Source organism: Salinicola halophilus, from assembly GCF_003206155.1.
Classification (GTDB): domain Bacteria; phylum Pseudomonadota; class Gammaproteobacteria; order Pseudomonadales; family Halomonadaceae; genus Salinicola; species Salinicola halophilus.
The window spans coordinates 224,984-242,571 of the sequence record NZ_PZJV01000002.1 but is presented as its reverse complement, the minus strand read 5'-3'; the positions used below and the strand labels follow the sequence as shown (position 1 = coordinate 242,571).

Sequence of the window (17,588 nt, the reverse complement as noted above, 5' to 3'; positions counted from 1 at the left end):
ACTCTGGAGAAGGTTTGGGCGTCAACCAGTGACGGCGTCTTTTATCCGGCGCTTGAGGCGTTGCGCGAAAGAGACGGGCTCCAGTTGAAGGCCGATTTCCGCCGCCAGCGTGGGGTTGGTGGTGGTCACCCGACTTCCATAGCGATGAGCGAGTAGTTTCAAGCATGCCACGTCCCCGTCGACGTGGAATCGAGGTGTCTCTTCACCGATATAGCTGTGCCCGCCGGCTAGCGAGAATCCGGCGAGGGTGACCTTTCGCGCCCCCAGCCACAAAGCCAGTACGACCGCGAACAGGCCATTGGAGACTCGATCGTCACGCTTGCCGAGCCCCGAGTCGCTACCTCGCAGCGTATCTTCGAGGATCGCGGCTCGCATCAGCGGATCGGCCGCGTAGCTCGAGCCGCTTTCGAAACCCCGCTCTCTCAGGACTGCCGAGCCCGCCTCGAACTCATTTCCGGCGGTGACGAACAGCAATCTGGATGTCCTCAATCCTCGCAATCTTTCGAGACTCTGGCTGGAAACCTCTCTTTCCACCCGCGTCGTGTAGCCGGCAATGACCGTCAAATCGGGGACGAGCCCGTGTCGAGCCGCCACCCAGGGCGAACCATTGATGCAGACGCATCTCGAGTAGCGGCGCGGACTGGGCATGACGGGTTCGGGTGCCGACCCCAGTATCAAGCAGTTCCGGTCGACGAGGTCGTCGCTCATCCAGCGCTTCAAGCGATCCAGTTGACGGCGATCTTCGATGAGATCTTCGACGGCCAACGCGGCCTCAGGGGTCTTCAGATCCGGCGGCATGGTCCTCGCTTTCCACTCGCTTGACGTTTGTAACCTGAATGTACGGCTCTCAGGCCCGTGTAAACCGAGCGTTAGCAGAACACCGATTCGGCGGGAGGGCAAAGCGAGTTGGCGGGAGTCTTATGGGCGCCGGCAATAAGTGGTGAGTCCGCCCGGTCGAGCGATCACTCACGAAACAGCCGGCAACGCTCGAAAGCGTCACCGGCTGCTGTTGAGGCGCCCAGTCGGCGCCAACGGCACTCCTTGGGGGCCCAGGGGCGGCGACAGGCTAGCCCTTGGCTGTTAGCTCGTCGCTCAGCCCAGCGTGCCGTGGGGGTCGATGACGAATTTCTTCGCCGCACCGCCGTCGAAGTCGGCGTAGCCCTTGGGGGCGTCGTCGAGCGAGATGGTCTGGACGTTGACCGCGCGTCCGATGTGCACCTTGTCGTGCAGGATCGCCTGCATCAGCTGGCGCTGATAGCGCATCGCCGGCGTCTGGCCGGTGTGGAAGGACATCGCCTTGGCCCAGCCGAGACCGAACTTCATCGAGATGTTGCCGTGCTTGGCCTCTTCGCTCTCGGCGCCCGGGTCCTCGGTGACGTAGAGCCCGGGAATGCCCACCGCCCCGCCGGCCTGGGTGATCTCCATGGCGGCATTGAGCACCGTCGCCGGCTGCTCGTGGGAGTGGTTGTGACCGTGGCAGTTGGCCTCGAAGCCCACGGCGTCGACCGCGCAGTCGACCTCGCGGGTGCCGAGTACCGATTCGATCAGGTCCGACATGCTGGCGTCCTGCTTGAGGTCGAGCCCCTCGCAGCCGAAGCTTCTCGCCTGATCCAGACGTTTCTCGTTCATGTCGCCGACGATGACGCAGGCCGCGCCCAGAAGCTGAGCCGACACGGCGGCGGCAAGCCCCACCGGACCGGCACCGGCGATGTAGACCGTGGAGCCCGGCTGGACGCCGGCGGTCACGCAGCCGTGAAAGCCGGTGGGGAAGATGTCCGAGAGCATGGTCAGATCGAGAATCTTCTCCAGCGCCTGCTCCTTGTCCGGGAACACCAGCAGCTGGAAGTCGGCGTAGGGCACCATGACGTACTCCGCCTGACCGCCGACCCAGCCGCCCATGTCGACATAGCCGTAGGCGCCGCCGGGACGGTCGTCGTTGACGTGCAGACAGATGTGGGTATCGCCGCGCTTGCAGTTGCGGCAGCGCCCGCAGGCGACGTTGAACGGCACCGAGACCACGTCGCCGACCTTGACGAATTCGACGTCGCGACCGCACTCGATCACTTCACCGGTGATCTCGTGGCCGAGTACCAGCCCTTCCGGCGCGGTGGTACGCCCGCGCACCATGTGCTGGTCGCTACCGCAGATGTTGGTGGTGAGGATCTTGAGGATGACGCCGTGCTCGCACTGGCGATTGCCCAGCGCCAGCTCGGGGAAGGCGATGTTCTCGACGGCGACTTTGCCGGCGCCGCGAAATACGACGCCACGGTTGGCGGGTGAAGACATGGGTGCGCTCCTGTGACTGGTCTCTGGTGGCTCCCCGCCAGTCGCTGCCGGCGCGATCTCTCGTCGAGGAGCCTACCCGGCCAGCGTAGGAGCGCCGCCCCGGGGGAAACTGTCTCTTTGCGTCACTCGTCGCCGTGGTTGCGACATCGGCAACGTCCAAAAGTCGTAGATAGGCACGTCGCCAGGGAACACCAGTCGCCAGTGCACGCCAAGCGTTCTGTCGCGATCAGAAATCGATGACCACGGGCCCCTTGGGCTTCGAGCAGCAGGAGAGGATGTAGCCCTCGGCTTCGTCCTCCTCGGTGATGCCGCCGTTGTGCTCCATCTCCACGTCGCCCTCCACCTTCATCACGCGACAGGTGCCGCAGATGCCCATGCCGCACGCCTTGGGGATGTGCAGGCCGAGCTTGGCAGCGGCGGCGTGAATGGTTTCGTTCTCGCCGATACGAATGCTCTTGCCGCTGGTGCTGAACTCGATCGGCATCAGGTCGGCCATATCGACCTCTTCCGCATCGGCCTCGGCCTGCTCGGCCAGCTCGATGACGTCCTCCTGCACGTCCACCGGGGTCGCCCCGAAGGACTCCTGGTGGTAGCGCGACATGTCGAAACCGTCCTCGAGCAGGACATTGCGCACCGCGTTCATGAAAGGCGTCGGACCGCAGCAGAAGATCTCCCGGTCGAGATAGTCCGGCGCCATCAGGCTCAGCATCTGGCGCGAGAGATAGCCGCGGAAACCCGCCCACGCCTGGCTGATGGCGTCGGAGCGCTCGCAGACGATGTGCAGCTTGAACTCCGGCAGCCGGGAGAACATGTGGATCAGCTCGCGGTGATAGATGATGTCGTCCGGTGCCTGGGCGCAGTGGACGAACTCCAGATCCACCGCGGCGTTGGTGTCGAAGAACCAGCGCGTCATCGACATCAACGGCGTGATTCCCACCCCGCCGGAGAGCAGCAGCACCTTTTCCGCGGGGTGATCGATGACGTTGAAATCCCCCACCGGGCCGTGCACCACCATCTCGTCGCCGACGCGAAGATTGTCGTGCAGCCAGTTGGAGATCTGCCCGCCGATCAGCCGCTTGACCGTGATCGAGAAACTGTAAGGAATCGACGGCGAACTCGAGATGGTATAGGAGCGCATGGCCGGCTTGCCGTTGATCTCGAGCTCGAGCGTGACGAACTGCCCCGGCTTGAAGAAGAACATCACCGGCTGGTCGGCCATGAAACAGAAAGTCTTAACGTTCCAGGTTTCCTGGATGATTTTGACGCAGCGGACCTGATGGCGACCGTTGGTCCAGGTTTGCGTGTTGACCGGATTGGAAAATTGCATCGTCATCGCACTCGATCGAGGAAGCGGCCCGTGTACGCGCTCCCGGTGGATTGCCCCTATCAGCGGATTCTGCGCGACGCCACCGCCAGCGACTTTTCCCTTAGCGACACGGGCATACCTGCCAACTCCAATCGCGACACGATTCACCCGCGACGGCGTTTTCGCATCGTTCGCCGACAGACGCGGTGCCGGGCGAGTTCGCCACCACCCGGCCGACGACACCGTCGGCATCCCCCTCCTTTTCTCGCCTCGCCTGACGCCACGCATGACGCCCCCGGTGACGTCGAGATGCCCCTGGGTCACCGGTCTCTGTCCGAGTCGTCCAGGCATCGCTGGATGTCGCGGCTGGACAACTCGCCGGCCGAGACGTGGGCGACACTCGCCGAACGGGCCACTCGCGACCTGACTCTGGTCATCGGTCGACGCTGAGGCCGCGGGCGAAGCGCCCGGTCGATCCCGCGGACGTGTTCGGGGATGACCCCACAGCATTTGATGAGCACAGCATTTGATGAGGATGCGACCATGTCAGTAACTCCCCGCGACAGCTTCGGCCGCCAGGGTCTCGGCACCTCCCCCGAGGCGACCCGCGCGGCAGTCGCCACCATGCTGGACGAGCGCCGCCCGGCGTTCTCTCTGCCCCAGCCCTTCTACAACGATCCGCACGTGTTCGGCCTGGACATGCAGGAGATCTTCGAGAAACAGTGGATCTTCGCCGGCATGACCTGCGAAATCCCGGCCAAGGGCAATTTCTTCAAGGTCGAGGTCGGCGACAACTCGATCATCGTCGTTCGCGGTGCGGAGAATCGCGTTCACGCCTTCCATAACGTCTGTCGTCACCGCGGCTCGCGCCTGTGTCTCAAGGACAAGGGCAAGGTCGCCAAGCTCGTCTGTCCCTATCACCAGTGGACCTACGAGCTCGACGGCCGCCTGCTCTTCGCCGGCAGCGACATGGGCGAGGATTTCGACACCAGCGCCTACGGTCTCAAGCCGGTGGAGATTCGCACGGCGGGCGGATTCGCGTTCATCAACCTGAGCGACGACCCCGAACCGATCGACGACTTCCTGGTCTCACTGGAGCACTACCTCTCACCCTACGAGATGGACAACGTCAAGGTGGCGGTGGAATCGAACATCGTCGAGCGCGCCAACTGGAAGCTGGTGCTCGAGAACAACCGCGAGTGCTACCACTGCAGCGGCTCGCACCCGGAACTGCTCAACTCGCTGATCGAATTCGACGATACCGACGACCCGCGCTCCACCGGCGAGTATCGCGATCTGGTCGAGCGCAAGCAGTCCGACTGGACCCAGTGCGAGGTCCCCTGGCAGCTCAAGCGCTTCGGCAAGCGCAACCGCCTGACGCGCACGCCGCTGATCGACGGCATCGTCTCGATGACCCTCGACGGCAAGCCGGGCAGCAAGCGCCTGATGGGGCATCTGCCCAACGCCGACATGGGCTCGCTGCGCATCCTCCACCTGCCCAACTCCTGGAACCACTTCATGGGCGATCACGCCGTGGTGTTCCGCGTGCTGCCGCTGGGGCCGCAGGAGACGCTGGTCACCACCAAGTGGCTGGTGCACAAGGATGCGGTCGAGGGCGTCGACTACGATTCCAACCGCCTGCGCCAGGTGTGGGATGCCACCAACGATCAGGACCGCAAGCTCGCCGAGGAGAACCAGCTGGGCATCAATTCGCTCGCCTACGAGCCCGGCCCCTACTCGAAGACCTACGAGTTCGGCGTGATCGACTTCATCGACTGGTACACCCAGACGCTGCGCGACAATCTCGATGTCGAACGTCCGGTCTCGCTGCAGACGGTCTCCTCCTCTTCCTGATTCGCGACGCAGGCTTTCACCCTTCTCCGAAGGCGCCCCGACGGGCGCCTTTCTTCGTTGATAACGCTCAACAAAATTCGGTTCGTCGACGCGGATCGTCGGATCGAGACGCTGTTCAGGCTAATCGTTGGCGAACATAAAGTTGTTCGACTAAAGTCTCCCCCCTGGGCTCCAGAGTCGATCCAATCACCTGTCAGGGAAGACACGGTTCATGCAGGAAAAAGACACTTCGAGCGGGATCGGCTACATCCTCGCGATCTGCCTCGTCGCCGCCCTCGGCGGCATTCTCTTCGGCTACGACACGGCCGTTATCTCCGGCGCCATCGACGGCATCACTCGCCATTTCGATCTCTCGCCGACGCTCAAGGGCTGGGCGGTTTCAAGCGTCGTGATCGGCAGCATTGCCGGCGCGCTCGGCGCCGGCTGGCTCGCCAACGTCCTCGGTCGGCGCATGACCATGATGACCGCCGCCGTACTGTTTCTGATCTCGGCGATCGGCTCGGCGCTGGCCCCGAACTTCGTGCTCTACATCCTGCTTCGACTCGTCGGTGGCGTCGCCGTGGGTATCGCAAGCGTGGTCTCGCCGATGTACATGGGCGAACTGGCGCCACAGCACTGGCGCGGGCGCACGCTGAGCATGTTCCAGCAGTCGCTGGTGGTGGGCCAGACCATCGTTTTCTTCGTCAACTACTTCATCGCCCGCGACGCCGCCGAGGCCTGGCTGACCGACTACGGCTGGCGCTGGATGCTCGGCTCCGAGGCGATTCCCGCGGTGCTGTTCGGCCTGCTGCTACTGCTGGTACCCGAGTCGCCGCGCTGGTGCATCATGCGCGGCCAGTACGATCGGGCGCGCAAGATCCTCAAGCGCTTCACCCCGAGTGACCAGATCGAGCCGATGGTCGAGGACGTGCGCAACTCCCTCGACAGCGGTAACGCCACCGGTCGCCGCGCGATGAATCGTCAGCGCCGCGACGAGCGGCGCGGTTCGCGCAGCGAACTGCGACGGCCGATCATGATGGGCATCGCCCTGGTAGGTATCTTTCTCTCCGCGGCGCAGCAGTTCTCCGGCGTCAACGTGGTGATGTACTACGCCCCCACGGTCCTCTCCGGCGTCACCGACTCCACCGACAGCGCGTTGCTGCAGACCGGTTTCATCGGCATCGTCTTCATCTTTGGCAACCTGGCCGGCATGTACATGATCGACCGCATGGGCCGCATCAAGCTGCTCACCGTCGGCTCGCTCGCCTGCATCGCGAGCATGGTCACGCTCGGCGCCATCTTCTGGTTCGACGTCCAGGGCTACACCGCGATGTTCGCGATCATGGTCTACGTGGTGGGCTACGCCATCTCCTGGGGCTGCTGCAGCTGGACGCTGCTCTCCGAGATCTTCCCCAACTCGATTCGCGGCTCGGGCATGGCAATGGCGATGGGCGCGCAGTGGACCGCCGGTTTCATCGTCGCTCAGACCTTCCCGATGATGCGCGGCAGCGAGTGGCTCAACGCGATCTTCAACGGCGCCTTCCCGTTCTGGCTCTTCGGTGCCATCACGCTGGTCAGCCTGCTGCTGGTGTGGCGCTTCGTCCCCGAGACCAAGGGCATTCCGCTGGAGGGCATGGAGTCGCTGATGCGCGAGAAGTTCAAGCGTGGCCGGGTCAAGCAGCGCGACGCCTATCGCGAAGCCGACAGCGCCACCGCCTGATACCTCCAGGCCAAATCCTCGAGACAAACAAGGGCGCCCCCGCTTCGGGGGCGCCCTTTTTTCGTTGTCGCCAAGCGACGCGAGCGTGCGGATGGCGCCGAGGCTGGCGCCCGTCTCACTGGCGCCCGTCTGCCTCCATCTGCGCCTTGAGCAGCTGCATTCTCTGTCGATAGCCGTCGGTGACCTGGCGCGCCTGCGCCGGGTCGTTGACCACCCGAGGCGTGATCAGCACGATCATCTCGGTGCGATCGCGACCCTCGGCGCGGCTGCCGAACAGTCGGCCCAGACCGGGGATCGAAGAGAGCCACGGCACCCGGGTATCCGACTGGGAGTTGTTCTGCTGGATCAATCCGCCCAGCAGCACCGTCTGTCCGCTCTGCACCGCGACCTGGGTCGCCACCGAGCGCGTGGAGATGCGCGGGTTGGACTGATCGGCCACGGCGCTGCTGTCGTCGGCGTCGCTCACCTGCTGATGAATGTCCATGTAGACCAGGCCACCGGGATTGATTCGCGGTACCACGTCGAGGATCACCCCGGTCTGCACGTATTCGACGCTGCTCAGCGTGGTATCCGAGTTGGCCGTGTTGACCGTCGTCTGGCTGATCGGCACGTTGTCGCCGACCTGGATCTGCGCCTGCTGATTGTTGAGCACCACCAGCGACGGCGCCGAGAGCACCTGCGTCAGCCCCCGCCGCTCCAGCGCCCGCAGCGCGACCTGCAGGTTGTCGCTGACGAAGGAGTAGAACGCCGAACTGTTGCCCAGTGCCGCGCCCCCTGCACCCAACGCCCCCTGGCTGCCACTCTCATCGATGGTGCCGCCGCTCGAGGCGTTGCCGGCGAGCTGGCCCAGATACCACTGAACACCCAGGTTGAGATCGCCGGTCAGCCTGACCTCGAGAATACGGGTCTCGATCTGGACCTGACGCGGCGGATTGTCAAGCCGCTGAATCGCGGATTCGATCTCCTTCCACTGGGCGGGCCGTGCTCGTACCAGCAGCTGGTTGCTGCTCTCCTGCGCGGTGATGCGAACCGAGGGCATCGAGGCGCCGCGGCCTCCGCTGTTGCCGCCGAGCGAGACCCCGGCGCTGCCGGAAGCGCCGTCGCTCTCGCCCCTCGTGCCCGCGCTCTCGTTCGCCGACGTCGACAGGCCGGCGCTGGCGCCGCCGATCATCGTGTCGTTGCCGCCCGCGCCGCCCGCGCCGCCCATGCCGCCCATGCCGCCCATGCCGCCCATGCCGCCCATGCCGCCCATGCCGCCCATGCCGCCCATGCCGCCGTTCATACCGCCGCCACCGGTGAGCGTGCTCAGCTCCGTCGTCTCGAGCCCCGGTGCCACGTCCGCCGGCGACGCCTGGGCGGCGCCGTCGCCGCCGTAGATCTGCTGCAGATAGCCGGCGAGGTTCGCGGCCTTCATGTTGCGCACGTCATAGACGTAGAGCTGCGGCTCGTTGCCGCCGCCCTCATCGATGGCGCGAATCCACTCGCCCACCTCCGCGAGATAATCGGGCTGCGAGGAGATGGCGATGATCGAGTTGGTCCGCTCGTTGGGCAGAAACCGAACCATGCTGGAAAGCGGTGTCTCGCTATCCTCGCCGAAGACCTTCTGCAGCTGCGGCATCAGCTCCGATACCGAGGCGCGCTGCAGGCCGTAGACACCGAGCGACATCCCCTTGAGCCAGTCGACGTCGAAGGTATCGACCGTGTCCTGGTAGTTCGCCAGCTCGTCCGGCGTGCCGGCGAGACCGATGACGTTACGAGTCGGGTCGACCAGCAGAAAGGCGTTGTCGCGCACGAAAGGCTCGAGCAGCTTCTTCATCTGCGCCGCGCCGATGTAGCGCAGCGGGTAGAGCCGCGCCGACAGTCCCGCCGCCGGCTCGGCCATCGGCATCTGCGGCACCAGCTTGCCGGCCACCGCCTGATTCGCCGGCAGGATGACGTAGCGATCCCCCTGGCGAATCATGGCGTTGTCGGTCCAGGAGAGCAGCGTCTCGAGAATCGACAGCGCCTGCGGGTGATCGACCGGGCGCGCAGTGGAGAAGCTCACCGTGCCCTCCACGCCCTGGGCGATGCTGTAGTTCTCGCCCAGCAGATCGCCCATGACACTGTTGATCACCGCCTCGATGGGCTGATCGGTGAAGTTGAAGACGACGTCGCCGTCGCTTGCCTCGGTGGCGGGGCGGGCTTCCTGCGGGTCGATGAAGCGCTGGCTGCCGGTGACGATCCGCTGCTGCGCGACGGGCTCGTTCACGGCGGCGCCAGCGGTGTCGTCCTGTCCGCTCGCGGACGAGGTGTCCTCGACGGAGGGCGCGGGCGCATCGGCGCCGCGGAAGGCTTCCTCGAACAGCGCGGGGTCGCCGCGCAGAGGGGTTGGCGCCGCGGCGCAGCCCGCCAGGGAGAGCAGCAGCGCCACTCCCGGTAGCAGAGATGGCAGCGAGGCGCGGGTCAATCGAATCGGTAGCGTTGGCATCATGGTGTCTTGAACGACGGCAGTGTAATGGCGGAGTGTTCGGGGGGTGGCGGTAGCCGTTTCATCGGCAGGCCGAGCGTGTGTCGCTCGCCCTGACGGGTGAAGGTCGCCGAGCGCGGGCCGAGCTCGCTCAGCGTCCACGCTCCCTCCAGTGTGTCACCCGGTTCGAGCCGGATGCCGGGCGCGCCCGGTCGATGTAGATAGATCCAGCGCGATTCGCCGTTGGCGACAATGCCGGTGAGGGCCACCGACGGGAATGGCTGAGTGGCCTCGCGCTCGCCGGCGGGGTCGGGCTGACGCTCGGGGCTGAATATCGGGCGTTGCCAGATCGCGCTCAGCGACGCCTCGGAGAGCGTGGGTGGCGAAACGTCGGCGCGGCCGTAGGACACCTCGCTCACGGTGGCCGGGGGCAGCCACTGCGGCGCGGCGGGGGCCCGCATCAGCCAGAGCAGCGCCGCCCCCAGTGCAGCACCGGTCAGCGCCAGCGCGAACGTCGGCAGGCGCGCATGCCCGAGACGTTCACGGGCGTTCGGCCGCTCTCGACGGCGTCGGCTCATCGGTCGCTCTCTCATGTGTCGCCCCCGGTAGCGGCCTGCAGGTAGCCACGCACCAGCAGGTTGACCTTCAGCCGTCCGGGGCCGGGGTTCGCCGAGGCCTCGTCGCGGCGATGAAGACTCGCTTCGTCGATGAAGAGACTCGGCTCGCCGTACTCCAGGTCGTGCAGCACCCGGGCCAGCGGCTCGATCGCACACGCCAGCGTCACGCTCACCTTGACCGGGCGATAGGGCTCGTCCGTCGCCACCGTAGGTGCGGCGATCGGCATGCGCTGCGTCACCTCGCACCCGGGACCTTCGGTGGCGTGGCGCCGAACGCGATCCAGCACTCGCTGCATCAGATCCGCGGCCACCGCATTGGGGTCACTGCCCGGTAGCAGGCTCGCCTCGCGGTCGGGGTCGTCTCGCGACTGCGCCAGCGCCTCGGCCAGACCGTCGCCCCGAGCGATGAGCTCGGCGTAATGCTGCTGCTGCTGACGAAGCTGCGCCTGGGAGGCGCGAATCTCCTGCAGCGGTGCGAGAAAGGCGAGCTCGACCACCAGGTACCAGACGAGCCACACCAGCAGCGCCAGCGCGCCGAGGGCGGCAACCTTTCGTTCACGGCCGGTCAGCGGTCGCATCGTTGCGCTCCTTCGAGGTCGGGTCACGGTCGCGCAGCCGGGCACGTATCGAGTAGCGCTCTCGGCCCGTCGCGTCATCGGATTGAATCACGCCCTGAAAGCGCGCCTGTTCGAGGCTCGGACAGCGGCGCACCTGCGCGATCAGTGCACTCGCCCGCTCGCTCTGCCCCGAGAACGTCACCTCGCGACCGTTCTCCAGTGAGAGCTCGCTGATCCACTCCTCGTCGCCGAGGCAGCCGGTGAGTTCGGCGAGCAGCTCGCTGAGCGTCGCCCGTGACGCCTTGCGCTCGCCGAGATAGCGGGCGGCACCGACGGTGGCGTCGAGCTCGTGGCGCAGCGACTGCAGATGGCGCACCTGCTCGCGCTGGCCGTCGACCGTCGCCTGCATCGTCTCCAGACGCTGGCGCTCGTGATGCAGGTAAGCGGCGGCCAGAGCCAGCAGCAGCACGAGGCAGGTCGCGCCGAGCCAGCGGTCGAGCCGCACCGCCCGCGGCGCTCGCGCCGCAGCGCCGGCCGGCAGCAGATCGACGCCGAGCCGCTCACCCTCGGCGTCGATCACGTCGATCGCCTGCAGCCGCAGGCCGCGTTCGTCGCAGGTGGCCAGCATGGCGTCGAGGCGCTCGCGAGCCACCGCGACCAGCTCGACCTCGGCGCGCTCGTCCCGCTTGCGTAGCACCCGGGCGACGAAGTGCAGCGCCTCCGGCTCATAGGGAAAGTAGCGGCCGAGTTCGTAGCGCAGCACGCGGTGAAGCGACCGCGTCGCCGCCGCCGGCAGCGTGATCCGCTGGACCATGGCGTGCGTTGCCGGCAGCAGCAGGGTCACCGGCCGTGCGGTCTCCGGCGCCGACGTCGGCGGCCAGAGGCGCGTGCATGCGCGACGATCCAGCCGCGCCGCCAGTGCCGGCGGCAGCAGGCCGAGCAGCTCGTCGAGCCAGGCTTTCAGCCCGCGGCGGATTACGCTATCGGTCCAGCGCGAGCGCCCTTCCCGACGCAGCGTCTCGATCGCCAGACGGCCGCTTTTCATCACCCGTTTCATTGCTGCCATCTCAAGACTCGAAAAGGTTTTTGCCCGGCGCCGCCGGCCTGCGTGACCAGCGTTACGTCCAGACGATCGTGAAAACCATCGCTCAGCGTCGCCTCCACGCTGACGCTCACGATCTGCCCGGGGTCGCGCAGCGCGGCGTCACTGCGCGGCAGTCGCAGTACGCGGGCCAGACGCGGTGAAGCGAACGCCGGGTCGGGGCGCGAATACCCGGACCAGACGGTGATATCCGGCAGCAGGCAGCGGTAGCGTGCCTCGCTGATACCGGGCAGCGCCCGCACCTCGTCGAGCATCCGCAGCGGCAGGCCGTCACGGCGGGCAAGCAGCGCCGAGGCGGCACGGTCGGCGGGGCCACCGCACGCCTGCAGCAGCGCGCGCAGATCCGCTTCGTCGGCGGCGTTGAGATCGAGCTTGCCGCGCTCGCTGCGTATCCGGATGCGCAACTCGCTGTCGGCGACCCGCGCGCGATGGATCGCACCGTCCGCCCGCCATGCCTGACCGTCGTCGCGCCACAGCGAGGCGACGGCCAGATTGACGCCGGCCTCCGCGGCCAGCGACGCTTGGGTGTGCCGGTGCTGCCAGGCAGCCTGGCGCTGCTGGAGCTGCACCGACACCGCCAGATTGCCGAGCAGCAGACTCGCCAGGGCGATGATCCAGAGCACCAGCAGCAGTGCCGCGCCACGCTGGCGCTTCGCGACCCCGTCCTGACACCTCATGAGCCGGCACCGCCCGAGAGATCCAGCCGCAGCGCCACCTGCTGCGTGACCCAGACCCGCCCGGCGTCCAGCGTGAGCGTCACCCGCACCGCCCTCGGCAGCCGCGACGGCCAGGGCCAGTGATCGAGCCACTCCGTCGGTTCGCCCAGCGGCGAGCGTCCGCGATAGCGAAAGGCCACTGACTGGACGCCGCCGAGCAAACGCTGCGGCTGGCCCCAGGGTTCGAGGCGGTCGCCGTCGAGGCGTGACAGGCTGACCTGCAGACGGTCGTCGTGGCGTTCGATCTGCTGGCGATAGAGCCCCCCGCCGACCGAGCTGGGCAGCGGCGCATAGAAGACCACCCGGGTCGGCTCGCCCTCAAAGCTCGTCATCCGCGTCTGCTCGTCGTTGCCGGCGCTGAGCGGCAGGGTTCGGCTCAGCGTCTGCTGCAGGAAACGGTGAGCGGCGCGCGTTTCATCCAGCGATTCACTGTGCCGCTGGGCCCCCTCTACCGCCCGGTTGCCGGCCACCATGGCCGAGCTCACCAGCGTCAGCAGCAGGCCCATGAGCATCAGGACCACGAGGGTCTCCAGCAGCGTGAAGCCGCGCTGCAGGTTCATGGCGTCGTCGCCATGCGCGTTCGCAGCGTGGCGTAGTCCCGCTGGCGTCGGCCGTCGCTGACCCGGAGCGTCAGCCGGTAGAGAACCAGCCGCCCGGCGGCCCCCGCCACCTCGTTCCGGCGCTTTGTCACCAGCGTCCAGTCGAAGCCGTCCCACTGCCCGTGACGGGTTCCCACGACCAGCGGCTGACCGCGCAGATCGTCGAGCACCGAGCGTGCCGCGACGTCGAGCCGGTCGTTGGCCGCCACCTGCGCCAGCGAACGGGCGCTCTGGGCATACGCCCCCAGCAGGACCGAGGCGAAGACCACCATCAGCACGATCGCCGCCAGCATCTCCAGCAGCGTGAACCCGCGCTGTCGCGTCATGGCAGGGTCCGTAGCTGCGTTCGCCCGGTGAGCCAGGCGATATCGATACGCCAGCGTCGGCCCGCGTGTTCGATGCGCACGTTGCCACCGCTGGCACCGCCGTCGGGATAGAAGACGAAGGCGCCGCCCCGCTCGCGGGCGGTGTGCAGCCGCAGCGCGTAATCCGCCGGCCAGCCGACCGGCGGCTTGCCGGGGACCTCGAGACGGCGCGCGGCGAGATCGAATCTCGCCGGCACGGGCGCGCCGCGGGTGATCGCCTCGACCCGCGCGCCGCGCAGCCCGGCAACCAGATCCGCCAGCGTGCGGCGCTCCTCGGCCGACTGCATGCCGCGGCCGATGCCCACGGCGAGAATCGACGCCGCCAGGCCCAACAGCACGATCACGACCAGCAGCTCCAGCAGGGTGAAACCCCGCTGGCCACGCCCGGTTACCGGCAAGGCTTACTCCCAGTTACCGACGTCGGCGTCGAAGCCTTCGCCGCCCGCGGCGCCGTCGCGGCCATAGAAGATCAGATCGAAGGCGCCGTGCTCGCCGGGTACGCGGTAGCCGAACTCATGGCCGAACGGGTCGCGCAGATCCGACGCCTTGGCATAGGGGCCGAACCACTGGCTCAGGCCCTCCGGCTGGGTGACCAGCGCGTCGAGCGAGCGCGGCGGTGCGCCCACGTCCAGCGCGTAGCTCTCGACCTTCATGCTCAGGCTCGCCAGCTGGGCCTTGCCGGCACCGTACTTGCCCTTGTCGACGTTGCCGCCGACCTGACTGACGACGATGGTGGCGATGACGCCCAGCAGCACGATCACCGCCAGCATCTCGAGCAGGGTGAAACCGGTCTGACGCGGCGGCGCATTCTTGGATAGGGACATGGTGTCGTTGGCCATTCCAGGGTTAGAGGTTGCTGGTGAGGCTCATCAGCGGAAGCATGATGGCGAGCATGATGGCCGCGACCAGCACGGTCATGACGAGGGTCAGCGTGGGCACGAGGGCGGCGAGCAGACGGTCGATGACGCGCTTGGCCTCGACGTCGAACACCGCAGCGACGCGCATCAGCATCTCGCCGAGGGTGCCGGACTGCTCGCCGACCTCGATCATCTGCACGGCCAGCTCCGGCAGCAGCGCCGGGGTGGCGATGGCGTCGGCGAAGGCGCTGCCCTGCTTGACCGCCTCCGTCACCTCGATGAGGTGGGCGCGCATCGCCCGGTTGGCGCTGACGTCGCGGGCAATGTGCAGCGCGCCGAGCAGCGTCACCCCGTTGCCGAGCAAAGTCCCCAGGGTTCTCGCCAGGCGAGCCGTCTCCAGGCGCGTCAGCAGCGGGCCGAGGCCGCGCATGCCGAGCAGCCGCCGATCCTGCGCCAGCCGCTGTCGGGGCCGGTATCGGCTGGCGAGCAGCGCGACGCCACCCGCGGCGAACGCCGCCAGCAGCACGACGCCCCAGTGCTCGAGGAAGCCGCTGACGACGAGGATCGCTCGCGTGATCAGCGGCAGCGCGATGCCGAGATCGTCGAAGATGGGCACGAACTGCGGCACGACGTAGGTCAGCAGCAGCGCCACCGATCCGATCACGCCGACGATCAGAAAGAGCGGGTAGATCGAGGCGTTGATCACCTCGCTGCGCAGGTTGTGGCTGCGCTCGAGATAGTCGCTGAGCTGCTGCAGGGTGACGTCGAGCACGCCGCCGGCCTCGCCGGCGCGCACCAGGCTTACGTAGAACGGCGAGAAGGTGTCGCCCTGCGCCTGCAGCGCATCCGACAGCGGCTGACCCGCCTTGACCGCTTCGCGAATCTGCTCGACCACGCGACGGCGGCGCTCGCCGTCGAGCTGCTTGAGCAGCGTCGTCAGGGCGCGGTCGAGCGGCTGACCCGCCGCTATCAGCGTCGCCAGCTGCTGGGTGAAGACCACCAGCTCGCCGGCCTTGAACGCGCTCGGCGAGCGCTTGAGACGCAGTCCCTGCCCGCCGCGACGCAGCCGCAGGACCAGCAGTCCGCGCTGCTGCAGCCGCGCCGCAGCGCTGCGTTCGTCGGGGGCCTCGAGCTCGCCCTGCTGCTTGCGCCCCTCGGCATCGAGAGCGTGATAGGCGTAGGTCGGCAACTCAGTCGCCCCCCGTCACGCGCAGGACTTCGTCGAGCGAGGTGGTGCCGGCCAGCGCCTGACGCAGGCCGTTCTCGTAGAGCGTCTCCAGCCCCTTGCGCCGCGCCGCGGTCTCGAGCGAAGCGGCGTCGACCTGCTGCATGAGCAGCCCGCGCAGCTCGTCGTCCATCATCAAAAGCTCGGTCAGCGCACTGCGCCCGTGATAGCCGCCCCCTGGCTTCGACTCGTCGGGGCGGTAGAGCATGATCGGGCGCGCCTCGGTGTAGCGGTCGAGACGGTGACGCTCGATCAGCGCCTGGGGCGCTTCGAAGGCGATACGGCTCTCGGGGTCGAGCCGCCGTACCAGTCGCTGGGCGAGAATGCCCTCTAGCGTCGAGGCCAGCAGGTAGGACTCCACGCCCATGTCGAGCAGCCGCGTGATGCTCGCCGAAGCGCTGTTGGTATGCAGCGTGGAGAGCACCAGGTGCCCCGTCAGCGACGACTGAATGGCGATGCGGCTGGTCTCCAGGTCGCGCATCTCGCCGATCATGATGACGTCCGGGTCCTGACGCACGATGGAGCGCAGCGACGCCGCGAAACCCAGGCCGATCGAGGGCTTCACCTGGATCTGGTTGATGCCCGGCAGCTGATACTCGACCGGGTCCTCGACGGTGATGATCTTGCGCTGCTCGGTATTCAGCCCCGATAGCGCCGTATAGAGCGTGGTGGTCTTGCCCGAGCCGGTGGGCCCGGTCACCAGAAAGACCCCGTGCGGCCGCTCGAGCAGACGTCGGATGTTGTCGATGGTCGTCTCGGCGATACCGAGGCTTGCGAAGTCGAGACTCACCGTCCGGCGATCCAGCAGGCGCATCACCACCGACTCGCCGAAGCTCGTGGGCACCGTGGAGACACGCAGATCGAGCTCCCGTCCCTGGATACGGATCATGATGCGGCCGTCCTGGGGCAGCCGGCGCTCGGCGATGTCGAGACGTGCCAGGATCTTCAGCCGCGAGATCATCGCCGCGGCGTAGCCGGCCGGCGGTGCCTCCCCTTCGATCAGCACGCCGTCGACGCGATAGCGCACCTTGAGCTGGTTCTCGAACGGCTCGATATGAATGTCCGACGCCCGCCGCTCCAGCGCCTGCTGGAGAATCAGGTTGACCAGGCGGATGACCGGGGCTTCGGAGGCCATGTCCTTGAGCTGCTCGATGTCGTCGGGTACCGCCTGGGCGTCGTCGAGCGTCTCTACCGTTTCTCCCTCGGCCCCGCGGGCGTCGCTGTAGCGCCGCTCGATCAGCGCCTCGAGCGCTTCTCGAGTTGCCACCCGTATCACCAGAGGCTTCTGCCCGCGATAGACCAGCGCCTGCAGACCCGGCATCGACAGCGGTACCGATGCGACGACGGTGGTGGCCGTCGGCGCATCGTCGATGACAACCAGACCGTGGTGACGGGCAAAACGCTCCGAGCCGAAATCGTCCACCGGCTCGAGCGCCTCGCCGGCTGCGGGATCCCACGGCGACGTGTTCAGCAGCCGCGTATAGGCCGCGACCACTTCCGCCTCCTTGACCGCCCCGAGGCGCAGCAGAGTGCCGAGCAGACTCTCGTCACTCAGGCCTTCGGCCTCTGCCAGGCGAGTCGCCCGCGCCATGTCCGCCGACTCCAATGAGCCTGCTTCCAGTAGCGCATCGCATAGCGACTTGGCCGTAGGGATGTCCTCGGTCATCAAGATTTTCCGATCCATCGAAGCGGGCCGACGCCGAAATTCTTGCCGATCGATCGCGGCATGGCATCGGAAATAGTCGTCTCTAAAAGGCGACACGAGAAGGAAATGGTGGCGTTTAAGCGATCAGCAATGCTGATGATATCCACGTAAGCGCCGAACCATACCACAAAATAAAACCTACCATCAAATAGGTTTTAAACTAAGTGAATATTGCCTTTCATCTTCCATAAAAAGACTATTTATTGCTGTTTAATGATTTTAACTGAAATTTTATTTCATTTTGAACAGAAATA

The 17,588-nt window shown here is 66.7% G+C and carries 16 protein-coding genes; 2 read left to right on the top strand and 14 right to left on the bottom strand.

The window, feature by feature from the left end; genetic code table 11:
- Positions 1-21: 21 nt before the first annotated feature.
- From DOM33_RS08795 to DOM33_RS08785, 3 genes are all read right to left on the bottom strand, one after another.
- The gene (locus tag DOM33_RS08795; protein ID WP_110667979.1) at positions 22-798 is read right to left on the bottom strand and encodes a hypothetical protein; all 777 of its coding nucleotides are present in this window, start codon (positions 796-798) and stop codon (positions 22-24) included.
- Positions 799-1,092: 294 nt separating this feature from the next.
- A complete protein-coding gene (gene fdhA, locus DOM33_RS08790) occupies positions 1,093-2,286 on the bottom strand; it encodes a formaldehyde dehydrogenase, glutathione-independent (protein WP_110667977.1) in 1,194 nt (397 codons plus the stop codon).
- Between the two features lie 226 nt (positions 2,287-2,512).
- Positions 2,513-3,619, bottom strand: a complete 1,107-nt coding sequence (locus DOM33_RS08785) for an FAD-binding oxidoreductase (protein WP_110667975.1) — start codon at positions 3,617-3,619, stop codon at positions 2,513-2,515.
- 516 nt (positions 3,620-4,135) lie between these two features.
- Between DOM33_RS08785 and DOM33_RS08780 the strand changes: the two genes are divergently transcribed.
- Both DOM33_RS08780 and DOM33_RS08775 read left to right on the top strand, forming a co-directional pair.
- Positions 4,136-5,446, top strand: coding sequence for an aromatic ring-hydroxylating oxygenase subunit alpha (locus tag DOM33_RS08780; RefSeq protein WP_110667974.1), 1,311 nt, complete (start codon positions 4,136-4,138; stop codon positions 5,444-5,446).
- A gap of 211 nt (positions 5,447-5,657) precedes the next feature.
- The gene (locus DOM33_RS08775; RefSeq protein WP_110667972.1) at positions 5,658-7,145 is read left to right on the top strand and encodes a sugar porter family MFS transporter; all 1,488 of its coding nucleotides are present in this window, start codon (positions 5,658-5,660) and stop codon (positions 7,143-7,145) included.
- Between the two features lie 115 nt (positions 7,146-7,260).
- On the opposite strand, the gene gspD is transcribed toward DOM33_RS08775, so the two are convergent.
- From gspD to DOM33_RS08720, 11 genes are read right to left on the bottom strand one after another with little or no spacing between them, the layout of a single operon-like run.
- Entirely contained in the window at positions 7,261-9,612 is a 2,352-nt protein-coding gene (gene gspD / locus DOM33_RS08770) for a type II secretion system secretin GspD (protein WP_110667970.1), read from the bottom strand.
- Positions 9,612-10,169: a general secretion pathway protein GspN gene (locus tag DOM33_RS08765; RefSeq protein ID WP_110667969.1), complete on the bottom strand. Its 558-nt coding sequence runs from the start codon at positions 10,167-10,169 to the stop codon at positions 9,612-9,614. Before DOM33_RS08765 ends, gspD begins: the two co-directional genes overlap by 1 nt.
- An 11-nt stretch (positions 10,170-10,180) precedes the next feature.
- Positions 10,181-10,786 (bottom strand): type II secretion system protein GspM, encoded by a 606-nt coding sequence (gene gspM / locus DOM33_RS08760; protein WP_110667967.1) that lies wholly within the window; start codon positions 10,784-10,786, stop codon positions 10,181-10,183.
- Positions 10,764-11,831, bottom strand: coding sequence for a type II secretion system protein GspL (locus DOM33_RS08755; protein WP_110667966.1), 1,068 nt, complete (start codon positions 11,829-11,831; stop codon positions 10,764-10,766). Before DOM33_RS08755 ends, gspM begins: the two co-directional genes overlap by 23 nt.
- Complete coding sequence (locus tag DOM33_RS08750; protein WP_110667964.1) at positions 11,819-12,544, bottom strand: type II secretion system minor pseudopilin; 726 nt, start codon at positions 12,542-12,544, stop codon at positions 11,819-11,821. The genes DOM33_RS08755 and DOM33_RS08750 overlap by 13 nt, the downstream gene beginning before the upstream one ends.
- Positions 12,541-13,143: a type II secretion system protein GspJ gene (locus DOM33_RS08745; RefSeq protein WP_110667962.1), complete on the bottom strand. Its 603-nt coding sequence runs from the start codon at positions 13,141-13,143 to the stop codon at positions 12,541-12,543. Before DOM33_RS08745 ends, DOM33_RS08750 begins: the two co-directional genes overlap by 4 nt.
- Positions 13,140-13,508, bottom strand: a complete 369-nt coding sequence (locus tag DOM33_RS08740) for a type II secretion system protein (RefSeq protein ID WP_110667960.1) — start codon at positions 13,506-13,508, stop codon at positions 13,140-13,142. Before DOM33_RS08740 ends, DOM33_RS08745 begins: the two co-directional genes overlap by 4 nt.
- The gene (locus tag DOM33_RS08735) at positions 13,505-13,945 is read right to left on the bottom strand and encodes a GspH/FimT family pseudopilin (RefSeq protein ID WP_110667959.1); all 441 of its coding nucleotides are present in this window, start codon (positions 13,943-13,945) and stop codon (positions 13,505-13,507) included. The genes DOM33_RS08740 and DOM33_RS08735 overlap by 4 nt, the downstream gene beginning before the upstream one ends.
- Before the next feature lie 3 nt (positions 13,946-13,948).
- Positions 13,949-14,371 carry a type II secretion system major pseudopilin GspG gene (gspG, locus tag DOM33_RS08730; RefSeq protein ID WP_110668638.1) on the bottom strand — a complete coding sequence of 141 codons (423 nt, stop codon included), beginning with the start codon at positions 14,369-14,371 and terminating at the stop codon, positions 13,949-13,951.
- A 22-nt stretch (positions 14,372-14,393) separates the two neighbouring features.
- Positions 14,394-15,593 (bottom strand): type II secretion system F family protein, encoded by a 1,200-nt coding sequence (locus DOM33_RS08725; RefSeq protein WP_110667957.1) that lies wholly within the window; start codon positions 15,591-15,593, stop codon positions 14,394-14,396.
- A gap of 1 nt (position 15,594) precedes the next feature.
- On the bottom strand, positions 15,595-17,295 hold the full coding sequence (locus DOM33_RS08720; RefSeq protein ID WP_110668636.1) for a GspE/PulE family protein: 1,701 nt from the start codon (positions 17,293-17,295) through the stop codon (positions 15,595-15,597).
- Between the last annotated feature and the right edge of the window lie 293 nt (positions 17,296-17,588).

Excerpts from the sequence above, each read along its gene's own strand:
- DOM33_RS08740 (WP_110667960.1), bottom strand. The coding sequence starts at position 13,508 with ATGACGCGACAGCGCGGGTTCACGCTGCTGGAGATGCTGGCGGCGATC.
- gspM (WP_110667967.1), bottom strand. The coding sequence starts at position 10,786 with ATGCGACCGCTGACCGGCCGTGAACGAAAGGTTGCCGCCCTCGGCGCG.
- DOM33_RS08795 (WP_110667979.1), bottom strand. The coding sequence starts at position 798 with ATGCCGCCGGATCTGAAGACCCCTGAGGCCGCGTTGGCCGTCGAAGAT.
- DOM33_RS08720 (WP_110668636.1), bottom strand. The coding sequence starts at position 17,295 with ATGACCGAGGACATCCCTACGGCCAAGTCGCTATGCGATGCGCTACTG.
- DOM33_RS08775 (WP_110667972.1), top strand. The coding sequence starts at position 5,658 with ATGCAGGAAAAAGACACTTCGAGCGGGATCGGCTACATCCTCGCGATC.
- DOM33_RS08780 (WP_110667974.1), top strand. The coding sequence starts at position 4,136 with ATGTCAGTAACTCCCCGCGACAGCTTCGGCCGCCAGGGTCTCGGCACC.
- DOM33_RS08745 (WP_110667962.1), bottom strand. The coding sequence starts at position 13,143 with ATGAACCTGCAGCGCGGCTTCACGCTGCTGGAGACCCTCGTGGTCCTG.
- gspD (WP_110667970.1), bottom strand. The coding sequence starts at position 9,612 with ATGCCAACGCTACCGATTCGATTGACCCGCGCCTCGCTGCCATCTCTG.
- DOM33_RS08755 (WP_110667966.1), bottom strand. The coding sequence starts at position 11,831 with ATGGCAGCAATGAAACGGGTGATGAAAAGCGGCCGTCTGGCGATCGAG.
- fdhA (WP_110667977.1), bottom strand. The coding sequence starts at position 2,286 with ATGTCTTCACCCGCCAACCGTGGCGTCGTATTTCGCGGCGCCGGCAAA.
- DOM33_RS08750 (WP_110667964.1), bottom strand. The coding sequence starts at position 12,544 with ATGAGGTGTCAGGACGGGGTCGCGAAGCGCCAGCGTGGCGCGGCACTG.
- DOM33_RS08785 (WP_110667975.1), bottom strand. The coding sequence starts at position 3,619 with ATGACGATGCAATTTTCCAATCCGGTCAACACGCAAACCTGGACCAAC.
- DOM33_RS08765 (WP_110667969.1), bottom strand. The coding sequence starts at position 10,169 with ATGAGCCGACGCCGTCGAGAGCGGCCGAACGCCCGTGAACGTCTCGGG.
- gspG (WP_110668638.1), bottom strand. The coding sequence starts at position 14,371 with ATGTCCCTATCCAAGAATGCGCCGCCGCGTCAGACCGGTTTCACCCTG.